19 protein-coding genes are annotated in these 21,173 nt (G+C 44.1%); 12 read left to right on the top strand and 7 right to left on the bottom strand.

What is annotated here, in order from left to right; all coding sequences use genetic code 11:
* Together K1J09_RS02365 and K1J09_RS02360 are read right to left on the bottom strand one after the other, a co-directional pair.
* Positions 1-1,047: a FecCD family ABC transporter permease gene (locus tag K1J09_RS02365; RefSeq protein ID WP_223322435.1), complete on the bottom strand. Its 1,047-nt coding sequence runs from the start codon at positions 1,045-1,047 to the stop codon at positions 1-3.
* Positions 1,048-1,405: 358 nt separating this feature from the next.
* On the bottom strand, positions 1,406-2,488 hold the full coding sequence (locus K1J09_RS02360; protein ID WP_223322436.1) for a M24 family metallopeptidase: 1,083 nt from the start codon (positions 2,486-2,488) through the stop codon (positions 1,406-1,408).
* Between the two features lie 162 nt (positions 2,489-2,650).
* Between K1J09_RS02360 and ccpA the strand changes: the two genes are divergently transcribed.
* From ccpA to thrS, 6 genes are all read left to right on the top strand, one after another.
* Positions 2,651-3,655: a catabolite control protein A gene (ccpA, locus tag K1J09_RS02355; RefSeq protein WP_002894913.1), complete on the top strand. Its 1,005-nt coding sequence runs from the start codon at positions 2,651-2,653 to the stop codon at positions 3,653-3,655.
* Positions 3,656-3,901: 246 nt separating this feature from the next.
* Positions 3,902-4,900: a glycosyltransferase family 4 protein gene (locus tag K1J09_RS02350; protein ID WP_032912409.1), complete on the top strand. Its 999-nt coding sequence runs from the start codon at positions 3,902-3,904 to the stop codon at positions 4,898-4,900.
* Position 4,901: 1 nt separating this feature from the next.
* Positions 4,902-6,224, top strand: a complete 1,323-nt coding sequence (locus K1J09_RS02345) for a glycosyltransferase family 4 protein (protein WP_223322437.1) — start codon at positions 4,902-4,904, stop codon at positions 6,222-6,224.
* Positions 6,225-6,295: 71 nt separating this feature from the next.
* Positions 6,296-6,778, top strand: a complete 483-nt coding sequence (locus K1J09_RS02340; protein ID WP_223322438.1) for a hypothetical protein — start codon at positions 6,296-6,298, stop codon at positions 6,776-6,778.
* Positions 6,779-7,041: 263 nt separating this feature from the next.
* Complete coding sequence (locus K1J09_RS02335; RefSeq protein WP_223322798.1) at positions 7,042-7,683, top strand: AAA family ATPase; 642 nt, start codon at positions 7,042-7,044, stop codon at positions 7,681-7,683.
* Positions 7,680-9,623, top strand: a complete 1,944-nt coding sequence (gene thrS, locus K1J09_RS02330) for a threonine--tRNA ligase (RefSeq protein ID WP_223322439.1) — start codon at positions 7,680-7,682, stop codon at positions 9,621-9,623. The genes K1J09_RS02335 and thrS overlap by 4 nt, the downstream gene beginning before the upstream one ends.
* 103 nt (positions 9,624-9,726) lie before the next feature.
* Here thrS and K1J09_RS02325 read toward each other — a convergent pair whose 3' ends face one another.
* The 5 genes from K1J09_RS02325 to K1J09_RS02305 form a co-directional block, all read right to left on the bottom strand.
* Complete coding sequence (locus K1J09_RS02325; RefSeq protein ID WP_223322440.1) at positions 9,727-10,125, bottom strand: hypothetical protein; 399 nt, start codon at positions 10,123-10,125, stop codon at positions 9,727-9,729.
* Between the two features lie 108 nt (positions 10,126-10,233).
* Entirely contained in the window at positions 10,234-10,893 is a 660-nt protein-coding gene (locus K1J09_RS02320; protein ID WP_002912899.1) for an amino acid ABC transporter permease, read from the bottom strand.
* A 10-nt stretch (positions 10,894-10,903) separates the two neighbouring features.
* Positions 10,904-11,584 carry an amino acid ABC transporter permease gene (locus tag K1J09_RS02315; RefSeq protein WP_009659278.1) on the bottom strand — a complete coding sequence of 227 codons (681 nt, stop codon included), beginning with the start codon at positions 11,582-11,584 and terminating at the stop codon, positions 10,904-10,906.
* A gap of 12 nt (positions 11,585-11,596) precedes the next feature.
* Positions 11,597-12,409: a transporter substrate-binding domain-containing protein gene (locus K1J09_RS02310; RefSeq protein ID WP_223322441.1), complete on the bottom strand. Its 813-nt coding sequence runs from the start codon at positions 12,407-12,409 to the stop codon at positions 11,597-11,599.
* Positions 12,410-12,423: 14 nt separating this feature from the next.
* Positions 12,424-13,185: an amino acid ABC transporter ATP-binding protein gene (locus tag K1J09_RS02305; RefSeq protein WP_009659238.1), complete on the bottom strand. Its 762-nt coding sequence runs from the start codon at positions 13,183-13,185 to the stop codon at positions 12,424-12,426.
* Between the two features lie 339 nt (positions 13,186-13,524).
* Here K1J09_RS02305 and yycF point away from each other — a divergent pair, with 339 nt between their 5' ends.
* The 6 genes from yycF to smc all read left to right on the top strand — a co-directional run bounded on the left by yycF (position 13,525) and on the right by smc (position 21,173).
* Complete coding sequence (gene yycF / locus K1J09_RS02300; RefSeq protein WP_002894937.1) at positions 13,525-14,226, top strand: response regulator YycF; 702 nt, start codon at positions 13,525-13,527, stop codon at positions 14,224-14,226.
* Positions 14,219-15,565, top strand: coding sequence for a cell wall metabolism sensor histidine kinase VicK (gene vicK, locus K1J09_RS02295; RefSeq protein WP_223322442.1), 1,347 nt, complete (start codon positions 14,219-14,221; stop codon positions 15,563-15,565). The genes yycF and vicK overlap by 8 nt, the downstream gene beginning before the upstream one ends.
* 9 nt (positions 15,566-15,574) lie before the next feature.
* Positions 15,575-16,375 carry an MBL fold metallo-hydrolase gene (locus K1J09_RS02290; protein WP_125340941.1) on the top strand — a complete coding sequence of 267 codons (801 nt, stop codon included), beginning with the start codon at positions 15,575-15,577 and terminating at the stop codon, positions 16,373-16,375.
* Positions 16,376-16,466: 91 nt separating this feature from the next.
* Positions 16,467-16,826, top strand: a complete 360-nt coding sequence (locus K1J09_RS02285) for a YbaN family protein (protein ID WP_004186130.1) — start codon at positions 16,467-16,469, stop codon at positions 16,824-16,826.
* A gap of 121 nt (positions 16,827-16,947) precedes the next feature.
* A complete protein-coding gene (gene rnc / locus K1J09_RS02280) occupies positions 16,948-17,646 on the top strand; it encodes a ribonuclease III (RefSeq protein ID WP_223322443.1) in 699 nt (232 codons plus the stop codon).
* The gene (smc, locus tag K1J09_RS02275) at positions 17,637-21,173 is read left to right on the top strand and encodes a chromosome segregation protein SMC (protein ID WP_223322444.1); all 3,537 of its coding nucleotides are present in this window, start codon (positions 17,637-17,639) and stop codon (positions 21,171-21,173) included. Before rnc ends, smc begins: the two co-directional genes overlap by 10 nt.

The raw sequence follows: 21,173 nt of genomic DNA, 5'->3' as shown, positions 1-21,173 counted from the left end.
TCAGCTGCTTACCTCCTTTCGGCTTTTGGCTACAATGTAGATAAAGAAGGGGGCGCCGACCAAAGCGGTGAAGATCCCAATCGGCAGCTCGGCATTTTTGACCAAAATTCGAGCCAAAACATCTGCCCAGACAAGAAAGAGTGAGCCGAGCAGAGTAGCGATAGGAAAGAGTCTTTTGTAGTTGGTACCGACTAATCTTCGAGCAATGTGCGGAGTGATTAGTCCGACGAAGCCAATAATGCCGCAGCAGGCAACCAGCACCGCAGTCATGACTGCGACAACTGTGATATAGAGGAACCAGTAAAAACGCAGAGGTACTCCCAGTGTCAAAGCAGCTTCGTCCCCCATCATCATAGTATTGAAAATACGATACTGGGAACAGAAAAACAAAAAGGAGAGACCGACAACAAGAGCCGGCAAGGCAAGATCTGACCAAGAAGTTCCAGCCAGTGAGCCCATAGTCCAGAACTTGATTGTCATAATGCTGTCAGCATTGGCACCGACGGAAATGATAAAGTTGGAAAAGGCGATAAAGAGGGCATTTACAACTGTTCCTGATAAAATCAGACTGCTTGTCGTCATTTTTCCCTGCATGGATGCGATAAAAAGGACCACAGCCGATGCCAGAATAGCTCCTATAAAGGCACCTGCGCCAGTAATGGATTTGAGCCCTAAGATAATGCTCAGTGTGGCTCCGAAGGTTGCACCTGCTGAAATTCCCAGGATATAAGGCTCTGCGATAGGATTATTGACAGTAGATTGCATGACGCTGCCACAGACAGACAGGCCAGCACCAGCTAGGATTCCCAAGAGCACTCTTGGAACCCGCATGTTCCAAACTATAGCGATTGTAGACGGAGATAGTTTGCCTGTGCCAAGGGGAAATCCGAGTTTGCTGAAAATAATCTGGTAAGTATCTTGTATGTCAATAGTAACCGATCCCAAGGAGACAGCTAAAAAGAGAGAACAAGCCAGAAAAATGACGAGAAGCAAGAGCAGGCAGATATAGCGAGAAAATCCGTGATTTTCTGACTTTTTAAAGACCATCCAGACCTCCTTAACAGCAAAGATTAGAATTTTTAGACAATTTTTCATAAAAAATTATAACATTTTTAAATCAGAAGGGCAAGAAGAGATAAAAACTGGATAGTGCGGAGTAATTGATTTCTTCGGAATGTCTCGAGAGACGAGTTCATTGGAGAAAAAGTGGGGGAATCTAAATGACTTAGTATAATTACTAGGAAACAAGAAAAAACGACAGAAACTTTTCTATCGTTTTTTTGAAATTATAAACGCTTAAGGACTAAGAGAGCTATAACGATGTTTAACAATGATAGCTCAAAGAACCAGAAGTTCTTTGTCAAACCCAATAATCATTCAAAACATAATATAAGCTTATAAAATTCTATTCAAAATACAGCAAGTCCTTGCTAGTCTCGGTGAAGAGTTCAAAACCATTCTTAGTGACATAGCCGCAGTCCTCGATGCGGACACCGACCTTACCAGGGATGTAAATACCAGGCTCAACAGAGAAGCACATGCCTTCTTCAATGATCATGTCATTGCCTTCCATGATGGATGGAAATTCGTGAACATCCATACCGATACCATGGCCGAGGCGGTGATTGAAATACTCACCATAGCCCGCTTTTTCGATGACTTGCCGAGCGGCGCGGTCTACTTCATGAGCTGTGACGCCTGGCTTGATAAAGTCAAGAGCAGCTTGCTGGGCTTCCAATGTCAGATGGTAGATATCTTTTTTAAACTGGTCAGGCTGGCCGATAGCAACGGTCCGTGTCATATCACTAGCATAGCCATTGACCATGCAGCCAAGGTCAAAGAGCAGGAGGGCGTTGTTTTCGACTTTATTTGCTCCAGGAATGCCGTGCGGGTTAGCTGCATTATTTCCCGTCAGGACCATGGTTTCAAAGCTCATCTCATAGCCTTCTCGCTTGATGGCGAAGTCAATCTGAGCGATGATATCCGTTTCGGTATTTTCCAGTGAAATATTGTCAAAACCAATATTGACAGCCTTGTCAGCATATTGTCCAGCTACCAGCATTTTCTGGATTTCATCGGCTGATTTGATCAAGCGCAAGCGGTTAACGTAAGGAGTCAGGTTGGCAAATTCTGCAGATTCAAAGACAGTTTTCAATCCATGATATTTGGTCAAAATCAAGTTATCAAACTCAAGAGCGACAGTCTTGAAGGAGTGAGCCGGAAGGGCTGCTTTAATCTTCTGCCAAGGATTTTCCGAGTCCATATAGCCAAGGACTGAAAAGGAAACAGAACCTGAAGCACGTTCAACTTCTAAAGCAGGAACGAAGAGCAGGGGCTCATGGTCAGGATAGACAAACAAAAACATCTGCCGCTCATGCGGGTCGCTGTAGAAACCAGTCAGATAATTGATGGTGACTGGATCAGACAGAACAGCAGCATCTAGCTTCTCATTCTCGAGATAATGGGTGATTTGTTGGATTTTTGTCATGGTCACAACCTTCTTTCTATGCCTCTATTTTGGCAAAAAATGTCAAAAAAAGCAAGACTTTTCAAAAACTTATCAAAATACTTGAAAGTGTTTACAAGAAGTGATAAAATGGTGAATGTAGGAAAGTGAAAACGATATTTTCAATAGAAGAAAGGAAACTATATGAACACAGACGACACAGTAACGATTTATGATGTCGCCCGTGAAGCGGGAGTTTCGATGGCGACAGTCAGTCGAGTAGTGAATGGAAACAAGAACGTCAAAGAAAACACACGTAAAAAAGTTTTAGAGGTCATTGATCGTCTTGACTATCGCCCAAATGCAGTAGCACGTGGACTAGCCAGCAAGAAGACTACAACCGTTGGCGTTGTCATTCCAAATATTACCAATAGCTATTTCTCAACCTTGGCAAAAGGGATTGATGATATTGCTGAAATGTATAAATATAACATTGTCTTGGCTAACAGTGATGAGGATGATGATAAGGAAGTATCCGTTGTCAATACGCTCTTCTCTAAGCAGGTGGATGGCATTATTTTCATGGGCTATCATCTGACAGAGAAAATTCGCTCAGAGTTTTCACGTTCACGCACACCGGTCGTTTTGGCGGGTACTGTCGATGTGGAGCATCAACTTCCGAGCGTCAATATTGACTACAAGCAAGCAACAGTTGATGCTGTAGAATTACTGGCTAAGCGCAATAAGAAAATTGCCTTTGTCAGTGGACCGCTCGTAGATGATATCAACGGGAAAATCCGTCTATCAGGCTATAAAGATGGCTTGAAGAACAAGAAACTTTCTTACAGCGAAGGCTTGGTTTTTGAATCAAAATATTCTTATGATGATGGCTACCACTTGGCAGAGCGTGTTATTGCTTCCAAAGCAACTGCGGCTTTTGTCACAGGAGATGAGTTGGCAGCAGGCCTCTTAAATGGTCTATCTGATCAAGGAATCAAGGTTCCAGAAGATTTTGAAATCATTACCAGTGATGATTCGCAAGTAGCTCGTTTCACTCGTCCTAACCTTTCCACAATCGGTCAGCCCCTCTATGACATCGGCGCTATCAGTATGCGCATGCTGACTAAGATTATGCATAAGGAAGAATTGGAAGAACGCGAAGTTCTCCTAGCTCACAGCATTAGCGAGCGTAAATCAACTCGGAAATAAGCGGTGAGCCGCAAGTCTGCTTAGGAACTTCTCTGAACTTGAAAAGCGTCTGAAGAGACTAAGTCAATGACTGCTTTAAGAAATTTTCACTATTATTGAGTGAGGCTGAGGCGTAGTACCTCAGCCTTTTTTTGTTTCCATTCAGTTAGAGCAGTTTTCTATATGCTATCAGGCTTTGGATGGATTTTTTACCTCATTTGCCCTTGTGGTTTTCCTTTTTATTTGATTTTCGGTATAATAGGAAGTATGAAAGTATTACTGTATCTTGAAGGAAAGTCCGTTTTGGAGAAATCAGGAATCGGCCGAGCCCTACAGCATCAGATGCATGCCTTGGATTTGGCTGGGATTCCTTATACGACGGACGTTTTAGGAGATTATGATGTGGTCCACATCAATACCTATGGCCCCCGTAGCTTGCTTCTCCTTCATGCTGCCAAGAGGGGCAATAAAAAAGTGATTATGCATGGGCATTCAACTAAGGAGGACTTTGAAAATTCCTTTATTGGTTCCAATCTTTTTGCTCCGCTCTTTGGTAAATATCTGACGCATATGTATAAAAAGGCGGATTTCATTATCACGCCATCGGAGTATTCCAAGCAGCTTATCCAGTCTTATGGGGTCACTACGCCTATGGTGGCTGTGTCAAACGGTATTGACCTGCCTAAGTATAAGAAAGATGCTCGCAAGGAAGAAGTTTTTAAAAAGTATTTTAAGATTGAAGAAGGGCAGAAGGTTGTCGTCTGTGCTGGACTTTATTTCCGCCGCAAGGGGATTGAGGATTTTGTAGAGGTTGCCCGCAGGATGCCTGATGTACGCTTTATCTGGCTGGGCTCTATTAATCTCTGGTTGATTCCGCGCAAGATTCGCCGTTTGGTTCTCTTTGACCACCCTGATAATGTCGAATTCCCTGGCTATTTTAAGGGAGCTGTTTTCCAGGGAGCCATGTCAGGAGCAGATGCCTTCTTTTTCCCGTCCTATGAGGAAACAGAAGGAATTGTTGTCCTGGAAGCCTTGGCTAGTGAGCAGAATGTTGTGCTGCGTGATATTCCAGTCTATCAGGGCTGGGTGGATGAGCGTTCAGCCGAGCTCTGCCATAATGTAGATGAGTTTGTCCAGTCTCTGAGAAATGTCTTAGATAAAAAGGTGGACAAGCGCGAAGCAGGCTATCAGGTAGCTAAAAGCCGGTCTATTGACGATGTTGCAGATCAGTTAGTCAAGGCTTATCAAACAGTTTTGGAGATGTAAGATGCGTATTGGTCTTTTTACAGATACCTATTTTCCTCAGGTCTCTGGGGTTGCTACCAGTATTCGGACTTTGAAGACGGAGCTGGAAAAATTAGGTCACACGGTATTTATTTTTACGACGACGGACAAGGATGTCAATCGTTATGAGGATTGGCAGATTATTCGGATTCCCAGCGTACCTTTCTTTGCCTTTAAGGACCGAAGAGTGGCTTACCGAGGATTTTCTCATGCCTTAGAAATTGCCCGTCAGTACCAGCTGGATATTATCCATACTCAGACTGAGTTTTCACTAGGGCTGCTGGGGATTTGGATTGCCAAAGAGCTGCGGATTCCGGTAGTGCATACCTATCATACCCAGTATGAGGATTATGTGCACTATATTGCTAAGGGGATGGTCATCCGTCCTAGCATGGTCAAATATATCGTCCGTGGCTTCATGAGTGACTTGGATGGGGTTATCTGCCCTAGCGAGATTGTTTATGACCTTTTGGTTGATTATAAAATCGAAGCAGAAAAACGGGTGATTCCGACAGGGATTGAGCTGGCGAAGTTTGATCGGCCGGAAATTTCGCGTGAAGATATCAAGAAGCTTCGTTTCAAGCTAGGACTGGCTGAAGATGAGATAATGCTGCTCAGTCTGTCGCGAATTTCTTATGAAAAGAATATCCAGGCTATCGTTGAGGCGATGCCTGCCGTCCTTGAAGAAAATGACAAAGTCAAGCTAGTCATTGTCGGCGACGGTCCCTATGCGGAAGACTTGAAAGAACTGGTTGCCAAGCTTCAGATTGAAGAAGCTGTCATCTTTACGGGGATGATTGCTCCTAGTGATACGGCCCTTTACTATAAAGCTGCGGATTTCTTTATCTCTGCCTCAACCAGTGAGACCCAAGGTCTGACTTATCTGGAAAGCTTAGCTAGCGGTACACCGATTATTGCCCATGGCAATCCTTATCTGGATAATGTTATCAGTGACAAGATTTTTGGAACCCTTTATTACCAAGAGCGTGATTTATCAGGCGCAATTTTAGAGGCAATTATTGCGACGCCTGATATGGATGAGCAGAAGTTAGCAGACAAGCTCTATGAAATTTCAGCGGAGAATTTTGGCCGCAGAGTCTATGAGTTTTATCTGGATTTAACCATTTCCAAGGACTTCCATAACGAGCTTAGCCCAGAGGAAAGTTCTGCCAAGCGTCTGGCCAAGACAGTGGCCTATCTGCCTGGAAAGGTCATTTCTCTACCAATCAACGGCTCTGTTCGTATCCTCAAAGCTTCAAGTAAGCAAGTGAAAAAAATCAGGAATATTACTAAATTATTAGAATAGAAACATGCCTTGCATCATTGCGGCAATAGCTATTTATGCAAGGTTTTATTTAGAAATAGAGGAGAAATCTTATGAAAAAATATCTCAAACAGCTGCCTTTGTTGCTTTTGTTCTATGGCATTTTCATTGCTTCAGATTGGATTTGGCAAGAGCTTTGGAGATATCTTATAGACAATACAGAAAGTATGGGAAGCGATTTGAGCTGGCTTTCTAATCTTAATTTATTTTATTATGCTTTGCTGCTTCCTTTTATTGGCGCAGTGATTGTTTATATAAATACTCGGATGCAAGGCTTTTCACTGCCCTTTCTTCTTTTGATTCCGGGGGTTCAGTATTATTACCTATTCAAAAACTTTTTTGACGGACTTTTTTATTCAGGAGACAAGATTTATAATCCAATCACTTCCACGCTTTATAATGCTAGGGATATCCATGTTTTGTTATTCCTTTCTTTGGGAGGAATGCTGTTGGCAGAGCAATACCGTAAAAAACGTCAAGCTGCGACTTTGAGTCAAGAGGCTCTAAATCGTTTTTCTGGTTTTGATGGTCAATAGCTCTTGCAAATTTTTCCAATCGTGCTATAATGTTTTCTAGAGACATATCACCTGCAGGAAATCTTGTAGAGAGCGCGTGGAGCTGGGAATCGCGTAGAGGATGCAGTTGGGACTACTCTATCAGCTTTTATGCAAACATAAAACGGTGGCTACGTTAGAGCCGATTCGAGGTGCAAGTCTTTTGACTTGCATAAATGAAGGTGGAACCACGTTGCGACGTCCTTTTGAGGATGTCGTTTTTTGTTTTGTCAGAAGGAGGAAGAATAGTGCTTTATATGATTGGCGGATCGCCTTGTAGTGGGAAGTCAACAATTGCTTCACTTCTTGCTAGACAGTATCAACTACTTCATATCAAACTGGATGATTTGGTAGACGAGATGATGAGTCAAGCAAGTGCAGATTCACAGCCGATTTGCCTTCTTAGACAGGACAGAAATCCGGAACAAATCTGGATGAGAAATCCAGAAGAGATGGCAGATGAAGAATGTCGCTTTTATGAAGAGATTTTTCCTTATGTAAAATCTTACTTGATAAAAAATCAAGATAGACCACTCTTGGTTGAGGGGGCAGGACTTTTGCCTCACTTGGTAAAGGAGCTTGAATGGCCAGCGTCTTCCTATCTATGCTTGACTCCGACAGCTGATTTTCAGAAAAAGCATTATAGACAGAGAGAATGGGTTCCTTATGTCTTAGAGGGAACAACCAATCCTGAGCAAGCTTTTGAAAACTGGATGCAGCGAGACATTCTTTTTGCCCAAATGGTTCGGAAGGAAGCGGTGAGATTAGGCTATCCTAGCCTCATAACAGATGGTAGTCAGTCAGAAAAGCAGACTGCGGAAGAGATTGCTCGAATCTTTAAATTGTCCAATATAAATAGAATAGATATTAAAGGAGAAAACACATGATTAAGATTACTTTCCCAGATGGCGCTGTTCGTGAATTCGAGTCTGGCGTTACAACTTTTGAAATTGCTCAATCTATCAGCAATTCCCTGGCTAAAAAAGCTTTGGCTGGTAAATTCAACGGCAAATTGATTGATACAACTCGTGCCATCACTGAAGATGGTGCCATTGAAATCGTGACACCTGACCACGAAGATGCTTTGGATATCTTGCGTCACTCTGTAGCCCACTTGTTTGCGCAAGCAGCTCGCCGCCTTTTCCCAGATATTCACTTGGGTGTTGGTCCTGCCATTCAGGATGGTTTCTACTACGATACGGACAATGAAGCAGGGCAAATTTCAAATGAAGATCTGCCTCGTATTGAAGAAGAAATGAAGATAATCGTCAAAGAAAACTTCCCGTCCATTCGCGAGGAAGTGACCAAGGATAAGGCGCGTGACATTTTCAAAAACGATCCTTACAAGTTGGAATTGATTGAAGAGCACTCAGAAGATGAGGGCGGTTTGACCATCTACCGTCAGGGTGAATATGTGGATCTCTGCCGTGGGCCTCACGTTCCATCTACAGGTCGGATTCAAATCTTCCACCTCTTGAACGTGGCAGGAGCATATTGGCGCGGGAACAGCGACAATGCTATGATGCAGCGGGTCTATGGTACTGCTTGGTTTGACAAGAAAGACCTGAAGAAATATCTGCAAATGCGGGAAGAAGCTAAAGAACGCGATCACCGTAAGTTAGGTAAAGAGCTGGATCTCTTCATGATTTCTCAAGAAGTGGGGCAAGGTTTGCCATTCTGGCTGCCAAACGGTGCGACTGTCCGTCGCGAGTTGGAGCGCTACATCGTTGACAAAGAGTTGGCTTCAGGCTACCAACACGTCTACACTCCGCCTTTGGCTTCTGTGGAGCTTTATAAGACTTCTGGTCACTGGGAGCACTACCAAGAGGATATGTTCCCAACCATGGATATGGGTGATGGGGAAGAGTTTGTTCTTCGTCCCATGAACTGCCCTCACCACATCCAGGTCTACAAACACCATGTTCACTCTTACCGTGAGCTGCCAATTCGTATCGCTGAGATTGGCATGATGCACCGTTATGAGAAATCTGGTGCCCTGACTGGTCTTCAACGTGTACGTGAAATGTCTCTCAACGATGGCCACCTCTTTGTAACGCCAGAGCAGATTCAAGAAGAATTTCAGCGTGCGCTGCAGTTGATTATCGACGTTTACGCTGACTTCAACTTGACAGAATATCGTTTCCGTCTGTCTCTTCGTGATCCTCAGGATACGCATAAGTATTTTGATAACGATGAGATGTGGGAAAATGCCCAAACCATGCTGCGAGCAGCCTTGGACGAAATGGGTGTGGACTACTTTGAGGCAGAAGGAGAAGCAGCCTTCTATGGTCCGAAACTTGATATCCAGGTTAAAACAGCCCTAGGAAATGAGGAAACTCTGTCAACTATCCAGCTGGACTTCCTCTTGCCAGAGCGCTTTGACCTCAAGTATGTCGGAGCTGACGGTGAAGAGCATCGCCCAGTTATGATTCACCGTGGAGTTATCTCAACCATGGAGCGCTTTACAGCCATCTTGATTGAAAATTACAAGGGAGCCTTCCCGACCTGGCTGGCTCCGCATCAAGTGACTTTGATTCCTGTTTCTAACGAAGCCCATATCGACTATGCTTGGCAAGTGGCTAAGAAGCTGCGTGACAAGGGTGTTCGTGCTGATGTTGATGAGCGTAATGAAAAGATGCAGTACAAGATTCGTGCCTCACAAACTAGCAAGATTCCTTATCAGTTAATTGTTGGTGACAAGGAAGTAGAAGACGGTACTGTTAATGTCCGCCGCTACGGTCAAAAAGAAACACATACAATACCAGTAGATGAATTTGTAGAGCAGATCTTAGCAGACATTGCCAGCAAATCACGCGTTGAAAAGTAGAATTCATTGGAAAACAATAAAACCCGAGCAATTAGCTCGGGTTTTATTGTTTTCTATCTGTAGGTAGAAACTTCTTTAACTAATTATGTTAGCAAGTTTAATCTTAATGCAAGTATTTATCCACATAATCATCAAAATCAGGATACTCATTTCGGTTCATAGCATAGAGCATTTCTCCGTAAAGTGGGTCGCTAGACGGGTCATCAGGTTCTAGAAGAGTAGCTATTTTCATATCATCATCTGGGAAAAGGATGGTGTAGTGATAGGTGTCGCTGACAGTGATACTATAATATTTAGTATTATCTTGATAGCCTGACTTATCTATCTTATAGTGAAATTCTTTATCACCTAGCTTGCCTGTCTTGTCATTGAAGACAATGTCAATGTCCTCTCCGTTTGCTTTCTGAGCCTTCCATTTTCCCTGGAAGCTAGCGTGCTGACCGCAGGCGCTGAGAAAGATTAGTGTTAAGACAGTGATAAAAAGCCATGTTAGTTTTTTCATATCGTTCTCCTTGTCTATCCTTTGATATTATTCTACCACAAATATTAAAAATAAAAAAGCTGAGTTGGTAAACTCAACTTTTGCACAGTAGTTCCATATTTGAGCTATCTATTCTGCAGCTTGAGCCCAGCGTTGGGATAGCTTGCGCGAGAAGCTGGAAATAGCGAAGTTAATCAGGAAATAGATGGCTGCTACTAGTAGGTAGAGCGCGAAGACCTGTTCAGCTTCAAAATAGCGTCCCATCAGAATTTGAGCAGAACCAAAGAGTTCTTGTAGCGCAATGACAGAATAGAGTAGGCTGGTATCCTTGATCACTGTTACAAACTGAGAAATGATGGCAGGCAGCATTTTTCGAATAGCCTGAGGTAGGATGATATAACGCAAAATCTGAAACTGAGTAAATCCTTGAGATAAGCCAGCTTCAGTCTGACCTGGATCAATGGCATTGAGGCCGCCCCGGATAATTTCTGCCAAAGCAGCAGAAGTAAAGACAGTGAAGCTGATGATACCGGCTGGTGTTGACTTAATCTGAAAGACTAAAAAGATGGTGAAAATCCAGAGCAGATTAGGTACATTACGGACAAATTCGATATAAATGCTGGCAATCAGCTTGAGCAGTTTATTTTTTCCGTTTCTCATGACTGCTAGAATAGTTCCAAAAATCGTTGATAGGACAATGGAAATGAAAGAAATTTGCAGCGTCAGCCAGAGCCCCTTAAGGATAAAGAGGAGGTTGTTTGCGGTTAAGACTTTTAAAATATTTTCCATAGAGACCTCCTTAGATGCTGTAAGCTTGTTTATTGGCTTCCTCTACCCTACGTCCCCAGCTAGCGATTGGGAAGCAAAGGAGGAAGTAGAGCAGAGCTGCTCCGGCAAAGGCTGGGATGTAGTTGGAGTTCAGAGCAGACCAGGACTTGGTCACGAACATCAGATCCATACCAGAGATAATAGCGACGGTAGATGTATTTTTTATCAGATTGACGACCTGATTGATTAGCGGTGGCAGGATAATCCGAAAAGCTTGGGGCAGGATGATGTATCGCATGGTTTCTACATAGGTAAAGCCCTGAGATAGTGCAGCTTCGGTCTGCCCGCGAGGAATGGACTGGATACCTGAGCGGATGACTTCGGCGATATAAGCACCGTGGTAGAGGCCTACACAGAGAACCGCAGTCCAATAGATTGAGGGCATGATGGTGTAATTGCTGACTAGCGGAAGACCGTAAAAGACGATCACAAATTGCACTAAGAGTGGTGTGTTCTGATAAAACTCAACAAAAACACGAGCTAGACCACGTAGAACTTTATGCTTACCTGTGCTGATAGCTCCGAAGAAAATCCCTAGCAAAAGAGCCAAGGTCAGGGCACCGATAGAAATGGCTAAGGTAAAGAGGAATCCTTGGAAAAACTTGCCAAAGTCCGCAAAGTAGGCCTGCCAAGAAGAAATACTAAAACTCATGTGGTCTCCTTTCTAATCATCTGTTGAAGCAGATGGTTTTAAATCATATTTGTCATAAAGTTTCTGCAGACTGCCGTTTTCCTTCCATTTAGAGATTAGGCCATCTACATAGTCATTTAATTGAGTATTGGATTTTTTTGTTACCACACCATAATCGGCTTTTTTGAAGCTGTAATCCAGAATGTTTGACTTGGAACTTACATAGCCGGTCAGGATGGACTTGTCAACAGAAATGGCATCAATACGATGAGCTCGTAAGGAAACAGCTAATTCAGGGTAGGAGCCTAACTCCACATATTTGAAGTTGAGTTTTTTCTCTTGGGCGATTTCTTCCAGCAAGGTTTGGGTGATAGAGCCTTGGACGACGCCGATAGTCTTATTATTCAAGTCCTTGACGTCTTTAATTTTGCTGGATTTATTAACTAGAAAACCAGAAGCATCTGTGTAGTAAGGGGTTGTAAAATTATAGATTTCCTTACGCTCATCTGTGATGGTAAAGGTCGCAATTACCATGTCAACTTGTCCGTTGTCCAGAAGTGGTCCGCGGGTTTGTGCGGTAACTGGGACGTAGTTGATTTTGACGCCTAGTTCCTTGGCAATTTTTTTTGCAATATCGATTTCTAAACCGCTATATGTATTGCTATCAGGATTGAGGTAACCAAAGTTAGGTACATCCTGTTTGACACCGACATTGAGGACTCCGCGTTTCTGGATAGCCTTGACCTGTTGGCTGGTACTGGAATCGGCTTGTGCAGGAGCCACATGAATCAAGCCTAGAGTCAGAAGGAGTAAGAGTAGGCTGATGATTATTTTTTTAAGTTTCATAGGTCTTCTCCTTTTTAAGAAAGCACGTTATCACTCTCGTGGTTGATAATTTTACTGAGAAACTGCTTAGCGCGAGGCTCGGTAGGATTGTCAAAGAAAGCATCAACATCAGTAGTATCCACCAGCACTTCACCGTCTGCCATGAAGATAATGCGGTCAGCTACCTCACGGGCAAAGCCCATTTCGTGTGTGACCACAATCATGTTCATGCCGTCTTTGGCTAATTTTTGCATAACAGCCAGAACATCCCCGATTGTTTCAGGGTCCAGGGCAGAAGTCGGTTCATCAAAGAGCAGTAGCTCAGGATGCATAGCTAAACCGCGGGCAATGGCAATCCTTTGCTTTTGTCCACCGGACAGCATGCCTGGGTAAGAGTCTTTCTTGTCCCACATGTTGACAAATTCTAGATATTTTTGAGCGATTTTTTTAGCTTCTTGTTTATCCATTCCTAGAACTTTAATAGGTGCCAAGGTAACATTTTCTAACACCGTTTTGTGGGGGTAAAGATTAAAATGTTGAAAGACCATTCCGACTTCTTTACGTAAATTGACCAGATCTTTGGCAGCAGCGTTCACGACCTCGTGGCCGTTGACAATCAGACTTCCCTGGTCAATACCTTCTAAAGCGTTGATTGTACGGATAAGAGTAGATTTTCCTGAGCCAGATGGTCCCAGCAGTACGACTACTTGTCCTTTTTCAAAACTGAGATTGATATTGCGCAGAGCATGGTAGTCTCCGTAATACTTTTCGACATTTTTAAATTCAACTAAAGCCATATCTTTCTCCTTTGTGTTAGATACTATGACATAGATTTTACCATAGAATAAATAAACTGTCAAATTGAATAAAAATGACTATTTTCCTTCAGAGAAAAATTTTTTAGATGAGAATCGTCCATTTTCTACAAATGTGGAATAAAAATGGCTTGAATTAGTGTTTTTTAAGAAAACTTTGGTATAATAAGACTAGATAAATAAATAAAATTGGATTGGGAGTCTAGCTAGGCAAACTAGATTGCCTTTTGCACGTTTTGATGCAGGACGACTTAGCTGACTATGTCACAACTTTTCTATCATGGAGTTGATTCAATCCCAATCTTATGTTAAGGTGAACATATGAAGAAAATATTAGTTGTAGATGATGAGAAACCAATCTCAGATATTATTAAGTTTAATATGGCCAAGGAAGGCTATGAGGTTTTGACTGCCTTTGATGGTAAGGAAGCCTTGGAAATGTTTGAAGCAGAACAGCCAGACATCTTGATTCTGGACTTGATGCTGCCAGAAGTGGACGGACTGGAAGTTGCTAGGACTATTCGTAAGACCAGCAATGTGCCGATTATTGTATTGTCTGCTAAGGACAGTGAGTTTGACAAGGTTATCGGCCTTGAAATCGGTGCAGATGACTATGTGACCAAGCCTTTCTCAAATCGTGAGCTGCAGGCGCGTGTCAAGGCACTTCTTCGTCGGGCTGACCTTGTTGTTGAAAATCAAGTAGAAGAAAGTGGCCCGAACGAGCTGACCATTGGGGAACTGCAGATTTTGCCAGATGCTTTTGTAGCTAAGAAGCATGGCAAGGAGCTGGAGCTGACCCACCGTGAGTTTGAGTTGCTTCACCATTTGGCGACACATATCGGTCAGGTGATGACACGTGAGCACTTGCTGGAAACAGTATGGGGCTATGACTATTTTGGTGATGTCCGTACAGTGGATGTGACCATCCGCCGCCTGCGTGAAAAGATTGAAGATACGCCAAGTCGGCCTGAGTACATCTTGACTCGCCGCGGAGTTGGCTACTATATGAGAAATAATGATTGAAGCAATTAAACAATTTGTGGTTTCTGCGGATTTCGTCTTTGCAATCATTATTATTGGCTTCATTGTAGTTGTGGCCCTGCTTTTATTGGAAAATCGCCGTGATAACCAAAAGCTTGTACAGCTTAATCAAAAGGTTAAAGATTTGATTGCAGGTGACTATTCTGAAGTGCTGGACATGCAGGGAAGTCCGGAAATCACAGATATGACCAACAGTATCAATGATCTTTCAGAGGTCATTCGACTGACACATGAAAACCTTGAGCAAGAAACTAAACGCCTTTCCAGTATCCTGTCCTATATGACAGATGGCGTGCTTGCGACCAACCGCCGGGGGCAGATTATCACTATCAACGATATGGCAACTAAGCAGTTGGGAGTTAAGAGAGATGAGGTCCAAAATATGAGTATTTTGGATTTGCTTTCGATTTCAGACGAGTATGATTTGCGGGACCTGATTACCAATGTTCCTGAGCTGACGATAGATTCTCAGGATGAAAATGGTGAGTATTTGAGCTTGCGGGTTCGCTTTGCCTTGGTAAGGCGGGAGTCGGGCTTCATTTCTGGTTTGGTAGCTGTCTTGCATGATACGACAGAGCAGGACAAGGAAGAGCGGGAGCGTCGCCTCTTTGTCTCCAACGTCAGCCATGAGTTGCGGACTCCGCTGACCAGTGTTAAGTCCTATCTGGAAGCCTTGGATGAGGGAGCCTTGTCTGAGCCAGTAGCGCCAGACTTTGTCAAGGTATCGCTCAATGAAACCAACCGCATGATGAGGATGGTGACGGACTTGCTTAGTCTGTCCCGTATTGACAACGAGACCAGTCATCTGGAAGTAGAGCTGACGAATTTCACAGCCTTTATCACCTTTATCCTCAATCGCTTTGACAAGATAAAAAATCAAGACGAGACCAAGAAATATGAGATTATCCGTGATTATCCGATAACACCGATTTGGGTGGAGATTGATACAGATAAGTTGACCCAGGTCATTGATAATATCATGAACAATGCCATCAAGTATTCGCCGGATGGTGGAACCATTACTGTTTCCATCAAGACAACAGATGAGCAGTTGATTCTCTCGATTGCGGATGAAGGTCTGGGAATTCCCAAGCAGGACCTGCCTAAGATTTTTGACCGCTTTTATCGAGTGGACAAGGCACGCAGCCGTGCCCAAGGCGGAACGGGTCTGGGACTAGCTATTGCCAAGGAAATTATCAAACAGCATCAGGGCTTTATCTGGGCTAAGAGTGAGTATGGTGTGGGGTCGACCTTTACCATTGTCTTGCCTTATGAGAATGATGGCGTCCGAGATGACGACTGGGATAATGAAGATATATAGAAAGAAAACATGACTAAAGGATTTCAATACAGTATTCTGGCGTCAGGATCAAGCGGTAACTGTTTCTATCTGGAAACAGACCAAAAGCGGATTCTGGTTGACGCTGGCTTATCAGGCAAGAAAATTACGAGCTTGCTGGGCGAAATTGGCCGCAAGCCTGAGGATTTGGATGCCATTTTAGTGACCCATGAGCATAAGGACCACATTCATGGTGTTGGTGTATTGGCTCGCAAGTATAATTTAGATATTTATGCTAATGAGGCCACTTGGAAGGCTATGGAAAAGGACTTGGGCAAGCTGGATGCTAGTCAAAAGCATATCTTTGAACTGGGAAAGACCAAGACTTTTGGAGACCTAGATATAGAAAGCTTCGGAGTCAGTCATGATGCAGCCTGTCCGCAGTTTTACCGCTTTATGAAGGATGACAAGAGCTTTGTCATGCTGACGGATACGGGCTATGTCAGTGATCGGATGGCTGGAATTATCGAAAATGCCGATGGTTATCTGATTGAGAGCAACCATGATATTGAAATTCTTCGCAGCGGTGCCTATCCTTGGAGCCTCAAGCAGCGGATTTTGTCGGATATGGGCCACCTGTCCAATGAAGATGGAGCAGAGACCATGATTCGGACGCTGGGCAATCGCACCAAGCGAATCTATCTGGGCCATCTCAGTAAGGAAAACAATATCAAGGAATTGGCTCACATGACCATGGTCAATCAACTGGCTCAAGCTGATATGGCGGTTGGCCACGACTTCCAGGTCTATGATACCTCGCCTGATACCGCGACGCCTTTGACGAGTATTTAAACACTAGACCGCAAGGTTTGGTTTTCTTGCTCTAGTGCGATATCCATTAAATATTTAAAAAGCAACGGTTTTATTTTGTAAAGGAGCTTGTATGCGGCCAATTTACTTTGTGGTAGGTCTATTATCTTTAGGGTTGGGAGTTTTGGGGATTTTTCTGCCTCTCCTGCCGACGACGCCATTTCTTCTCTTGTCCATTGCCTGCTTTTCGCGCAGTTCCAAGCGCTTTGAGAAGTGGCTTTATCATACAAAGATGTACCAGACCTATGTGGCGGATTTTCGAGAGACGGGAACGATTGCCAAGGAGCGTAAGAAAAAGATTATCGTTTCCATCTATATCTTGATGGGTATTTCCATTTTTCTAGCGCCTATTATTTGGGTTAAGATTGGACTGTTGGGTCTGACCGTTTTTATCACCTATTATTTGTTTAAAGTAATTCCGGATAAGGAATAGAAATCACTGTCAGCAGGTGCGTTTGCGCCTGTTTTTTGTTATAATAGAGACTGTATATCTTTGGAAAGGAAAAGGTGTCATGCTACTTATCTGACTGAGGTCAGCATGATGTAAAATAGTAATGGAAAATTTGAAAAAAGCATTGCTGGAGCGGTTCGACTTGGTTTTCGCTGATGAGACCTTGTTGGAAACGGCTTTTACCCATACGAGCTATGCCAATGAGCACCGCCTCTTAAAAATTTCACACAATGAACGCTTGGAATTTTTAGGAGACGCTGTTCTACAACTGATTATTTCGGAGTATCTTTATATCAAGTATCCTAAGAGACCAGAGGGTGACCTGTCCAAGCTGCGTTCCATGATTGTTCGGGAAGAGAGCCTGGCAGGCTTTGCCCGTGATTGTCAGTTTGATCATTTTATCAAGCTGGGACGAGGTGAGGAGAAGTCTGGCGGCCGGAATCGTGATACGATTTTAGGAGATTTGTTTGAGGCCTTTTTAGGCGCTTTGCTCTTAGATAAGGGTGTGGAAGCAGTCAAAAGCTTTCTCTATCAAGTCATGATTCCCAAGGTGGAAGCGGGAGATTTTGAGCGGGTGACGGACTATAAGACCAAGCTGCAAGAGTTGCTGCAGATTAATGGTGATGTGGAAATTGCCTATCAGGTCGTGTCTGAGACAGGGCCGGCTCATGCCAAAAATTTCGAAGTGGCTGTTCTCATCAATGGCCGCAAGTCCGGTCAAGGCCAGGGGCGTTCTAAAAAGCTGGCCGAGCAGGAAGCTGCTAAAAACGCATTTGAAAAGGAAAGTTCTTCATGTTTTTAAAGGAAATTGAAATTCAGGGCTTCAAGTCATTTGCTGATAAGACTAAAGTTGTCTTTGATCAGGGAGTGACTGCGGTTGTTGGGCCAAACGGTTCCGGCAAGTCCAATATTACGGAGAGCCTGCGCTGGGCCTTGGGAGAGTCCAGTGTGAAAAGTCTGCGGGGCGGCAAGATGCCCGATGTGATTTTTGCGGGAACAGAAACCCGCAAGCCCCTTAATTACGCATCAGTGGTAGTGGTTCTGGACAACAGCGACCAATTTATCAAGGATGCTGCCAATGAGATTCGGGTGGAGCGTCACATTTACCGCAGCGGTGATAGTGAGTATAAGATTGACGGCAAAAAAGTCCGTCTGCGCGATGTCCACGATCTCTTCATGGATACTGGGCTGGGACGAGATTCCTTCTCCATCATTTCCCAAGGGAAGGTTGAGGAAATCTTTAACAGCAAGCCAGAGGAACGCCGGGCAATTTTTGAAGAAGCTGCTGGAGTGCTTAAGTATAAGACACGTCGTAAGGAAACGGAAAGCAAGCTTAGTCAAACTCAGGATAATTTGGACCGTCTGGAAGACATTATCTACGAGCTGGAGAGCCAGGTCAAGCCATTGGAGAAACAGGCTGAAACTGCTAAGCGTTTCTTGAGTCTGGATGGCCAGCGCCGAGAGCTTTACTTGGATGTTTTGGTCGCTCAGCTGACAGCTAATAAGGAAAAGTTGACCAAGGCTGAAGAAGATTTAACGAATATCCAGCAGGAGCTGGCAGCCTACTATAGCAAGCGCGATGAGCTGGAAGTTGAAAACCAAACCTTGAAGGCCAAGCGCCATGAGCTCAATCAAACTTTGTCTGATGATCAAGCTAGTTTGCTGGAATTGACACGCTTAATCAGTGATTTGGAGCGTCAGATTGATCTTTCTAAGTTGGAGTCCAGTCAGGCAGCGACGAGCCGTCGGGAAAATGAAGAACGCTTGGCTGCTTTGTCAGAAAAACTGGCTCAGATAGAAAGCAACATAGAAGACAAGCAGGCTGAATTGAGTAAAATAGCTGCCCAACTGAGTGACAATGAGGAGTCTATCACTGCTTTGGAAGCAGAATTAGCAGACTTTTCAGATGATCCAGACCAGCTGATTGAGCATCTGCGTGAGCAGTATGTTAAGCTAATGCAGGAAGAGGCAAATCTTTCTAATGACTTGACTTCTCTGGAGAGCCAGCTGGCTAGCGAGCTTAAATTGGCTGAGAGCAAGAAAGCAGACTATGCTAAGCTGCAGGCTGATTTGGAGGCTAGCCAGACTCAGGAGCAGGCTGGTTTGGAGGAGTTGGAAATTGCTCGCCAAGCCCTCAAGGGCCTACTGACTGACTACCAAAGTCAGATCCAGTTAGTAGAGAAGCTAGAGGCTGATTATAAGCATCAGCAGTCTAAGATGTTTGAGCTTTTGGATGACCTCAAAAACAAGCAGGCGCGGTCCAATAGTTTGGAAGCCATTCTCAAAAATCACAGTAATTTCTATGCTGGTGTTAAGAGTGTGCTGCAGGAAGCTGACCGTCTGGGGGGCATTGTTGGAGCAATCAGCGAAAAACTCAGCTTCGATCCCCACTATCAGACAGCGCTGGAAATTGCGTTGGGAGCCAGCAGTCAGAATATCATCGTGGAAGATGAGGCGGCTGCGACTCGGGCTATCGAATTTCTGAAGAAAAATCGGGCTGGCCGGGCAACCTTCCTGCCTTTAACAACCATCAAGCCGCGTCAGCTGCCTGACCATAACCGTACTACGATTGAAAAAAGAGCTGGTTTTCTGGGACTGGCTTCTTCCTTGGTCAGCTATGAATCTTCATTAGACAGCATTTTTCAAAATCTGCTAGGAACGACCGCTATTTTTGATACAGTGGAGCATGCCCGAGTAGCAGCTCGCCAAGTACGCTATCAGGTTCGCATGGTGACTTTGGATGGAACAGAGCTTCGGACTGGCGGTTCTTATGCTGGTGGTGCCAACCGCAATAACAATACTATCTTTATCAAGCCGGAGTTAGATGCTTTGCTTGAAGAGATTAAGCAGAAAAATGTCAGCTTGAAAGAGCAGGAAGAAGCAGTACAAATTCTGCAAAACCAGCTAAGTCAGGCTAAGCAGGTATTGGAACAAATCAAGACAGACGGTGAGCAGGCTCGTTTAGCTGAGCAAAAGGCTAATCTAGCCTATGAACAGTTAGTCAAGCGCGTAGAAGAGCTCACAAGTCTGAAAAATCTACAAGAACAGGAGTTGGCTGATCAATCTGCTTTGGATATTTCAGAAGAGAAAGACCGACTGCAGACCCGCTTGACCGAGGTTGAGCAAGAAAAAACGGACATCACTGCAGAAATAGAGCAGGTTAAGTCGAACAAAAATGCAGTTCAGGCTCGCTTTGACAAGCTTTCCTCTCGTCTAGCTGAACTCAAGCTCCAGCGTACAGAGCTGACCTCCAACCAACGCTTTGAAAAGAATGACTTGGAACGTCTGTCCGAGGAAAAAGCCAGCCTTGCAAAAGAGCAGGCGACCTTGGAGCTCTTGATGGAGCAAAAGGAGCAGTCCAGCTTGCAAAAGGTCGATATTACGATTCTGGAAGAGCAATTAGAGACTGCCCAGCAAGAAAAGACTGAGCTGGATCAAAGACTGATTCGTCTGAAATTTGAGCTTGAAGATCTGGAAGGTCAGTCTGACGATATTGCCAGTCGTTTGGAGCAAGCCCGCCATCAAAATGAAGAATTGATTCGCCGGCAAGCCAAGGCAGAGGCAGAAAAGGATAAGCTCATGGATGTCATGCGCCGTCTGGCAAGCAATCTGACAGATGACTATCAGATGAGTTTCGATGAAGCAAGCAGCCAGGCTCGTCCATTAGAAAGTTTGCCAGCTGCTGAAAGCCAGGTTAAGGATTTGGAAAAAGCCATTCGAGCTTTAGGTCCAGTCAATCTGGAAGCAGTTGAGCAGTTTGAAGAAGTCAGCAATCGTTTGAACTTCCTTAACGAACAGCGAGACGATGTCCTATCAGCCAAAAATCTGCTCTTAGAGACGATAGAAGAGATGAATGACGAAGTCAAGGAACGCTTTAAATCAACCTTTGAAGCCATTCGAGAAAGCTTTAAGGTGACTTTCCGTCAGATGTTTGGCGGTGGTTCGGCAGACCTGATATTGACGGAGGGAGACTTGCTGACAGCTGGTGTAGAAATCTCCGTGCAGCCACCGGGCAAGAAGATCCAGTCGCTTAATCTGATGAGCGGCGGCGAGAAGGCCTTGTCAGCTTTGGCTCTACTCTTCTCAATCATCCGTGTTAAGACCATTCCTTTTGTCATCTTGGATGAGGTTGAAGCAGCACTGGACGAGGCCAATGTTAAACGCTTTGGGGATTATCTCAATCGCTTTGACAAGGACAGCCAATTCATCGTGGTCACTCACCGTAAGGGAACCATGTCAGCTGCAGACTCTATTTATGGAGTTACCATGCAGGAATCTGGTGTTTCCAAGATTGTCTCGGTCAAGTTAAAAGATTTAGAAAGTATGTAA

The sequence above is a fragment of the Streptococcus sanguinis genome (assembly GCF_019928825.1).
Lineage (GTDB): Bacteria > Bacillota > Bacilli > Lactobacillales > Streptococcaceae > Streptococcus > Streptococcus sanguinis_L.
The sequence above is the reverse complement of the archived record's forward strand: the minus strand, read 5'-3'. Positions and strand labels throughout refer to the sequence as shown.

What these genes read in the sequence shown, in the direction of transcription:
- K1J09_RS02365 (WP_223322435.1), bottom strand. Translation starts at nt 1,047, where the DNA reads ATGGTCTTTAAAAAGTCAGAAAATCACGGATTTTCTCGCTATATCTGC.
- K1J09_RS02360 (WP_223322436.1), bottom strand. Translation starts at nt 2,488, where the DNA reads ATGACAAAAATCCAACAAATCACCCATTATCTCGAGAATGAGAAGCTA.
- ccpA (WP_002894913.1), top strand. Translation starts at nt 2,651, where the DNA reads ATGAACACAGACGACACAGTAACGATTTATGATGTCGCCCGTGAAGCG.
- K1J09_RS02350 (WP_032912409.1), top strand. Translation starts at nt 3,902, where the DNA reads ATGAAAGTATTACTGTATCTTGAAGGAAAGTCCGTTTTGGAGAAATCA.
- K1J09_RS02345 (WP_223322437.1), top strand. Translation starts at nt 4,902, where the DNA reads ATGCGTATTGGTCTTTTTACAGATACCTATTTTCCTCAGGTCTCTGGG.
- K1J09_RS02340 (WP_223322438.1), top strand. Translation starts at nt 6,296, where the DNA reads ATGAAAAAATATCTCAAACAGCTGCCTTTGTTGCTTTTGTTCTATGGC.
- thrS (WP_223322439.1), top strand. Translation starts at nt 7,680, where the DNA reads ATGATTAAGATTACTTTCCCAGATGGCGCTGTTCGTGAATTCGAGTCT.
- K1J09_RS02325 (WP_223322440.1), bottom strand. Translation starts at nt 10,125, where the DNA reads ATGAAAAAACTAACATGGCTTTTTATCACTGTCTTAACACTAATCTTT.
- K1J09_RS02320 (WP_002912899.1), bottom strand. Translation starts at nt 10,893, where the DNA reads ATGGAAAATATTTTAAAAGTCTTAACCGCAAACAACCTCCTCTTTATC.
- K1J09_RS02315 (WP_009659278.1), bottom strand. Translation starts at nt 11,584, where the DNA reads ATGAGTTTTAGTATTTCTTCTTGGCAGGCCTACTTTGCGGACTTTGGC.
- K1J09_RS02310 (WP_223322441.1), bottom strand. Translation starts at nt 12,409, where the DNA reads ATGAAACTTAAAAAAATAATCATCAGCCTACTCTTACTCCTTCTGACT.
- K1J09_RS02305 (WP_009659238.1), bottom strand. Translation starts at nt 13,185, where the DNA reads ATGGCTTTAGTTGAATTTAAAAATGTCGAAAAGTATTACGGAGACTAC.
- yycF (WP_002894937.1), top strand. Translation starts at nt 13,525, where the DNA reads ATGAAGAAAATATTAGTTGTAGATGATGAGAAACCAATCTCAGATATT.
- vicK (WP_223322442.1), top strand. Translation starts at nt 14,219, where the DNA reads ATGATTGAAGCAATTAAACAATTTGTGGTTTCTGCGGATTTCGTCTTT.
- K1J09_RS02290 (WP_125340941.1), top strand. Translation starts at nt 15,575, where the DNA reads ATGACTAAAGGATTTCAATACAGTATTCTGGCGTCAGGATCAAGCGGT.
- K1J09_RS02285 (WP_004186130.1), top strand. Translation starts at nt 16,467, where the DNA reads ATGCGGCCAATTTACTTTGTGGTAGGTCTATTATCTTTAGGGTTGGGA.
- rnc (WP_223322443.1), top strand. Translation starts at nt 16,948, where the DNA reads ATGGAAAATTTGAAAAAAGCATTGCTGGAGCGGTTCGACTTGGTTTTC.
- smc (WP_223322444.1), top strand. Translation starts at nt 17,637, where the DNA reads ATGTTTTTAAAGGAAATTGAAATTCAGGGCTTCAAGTCATTTGCTGAT.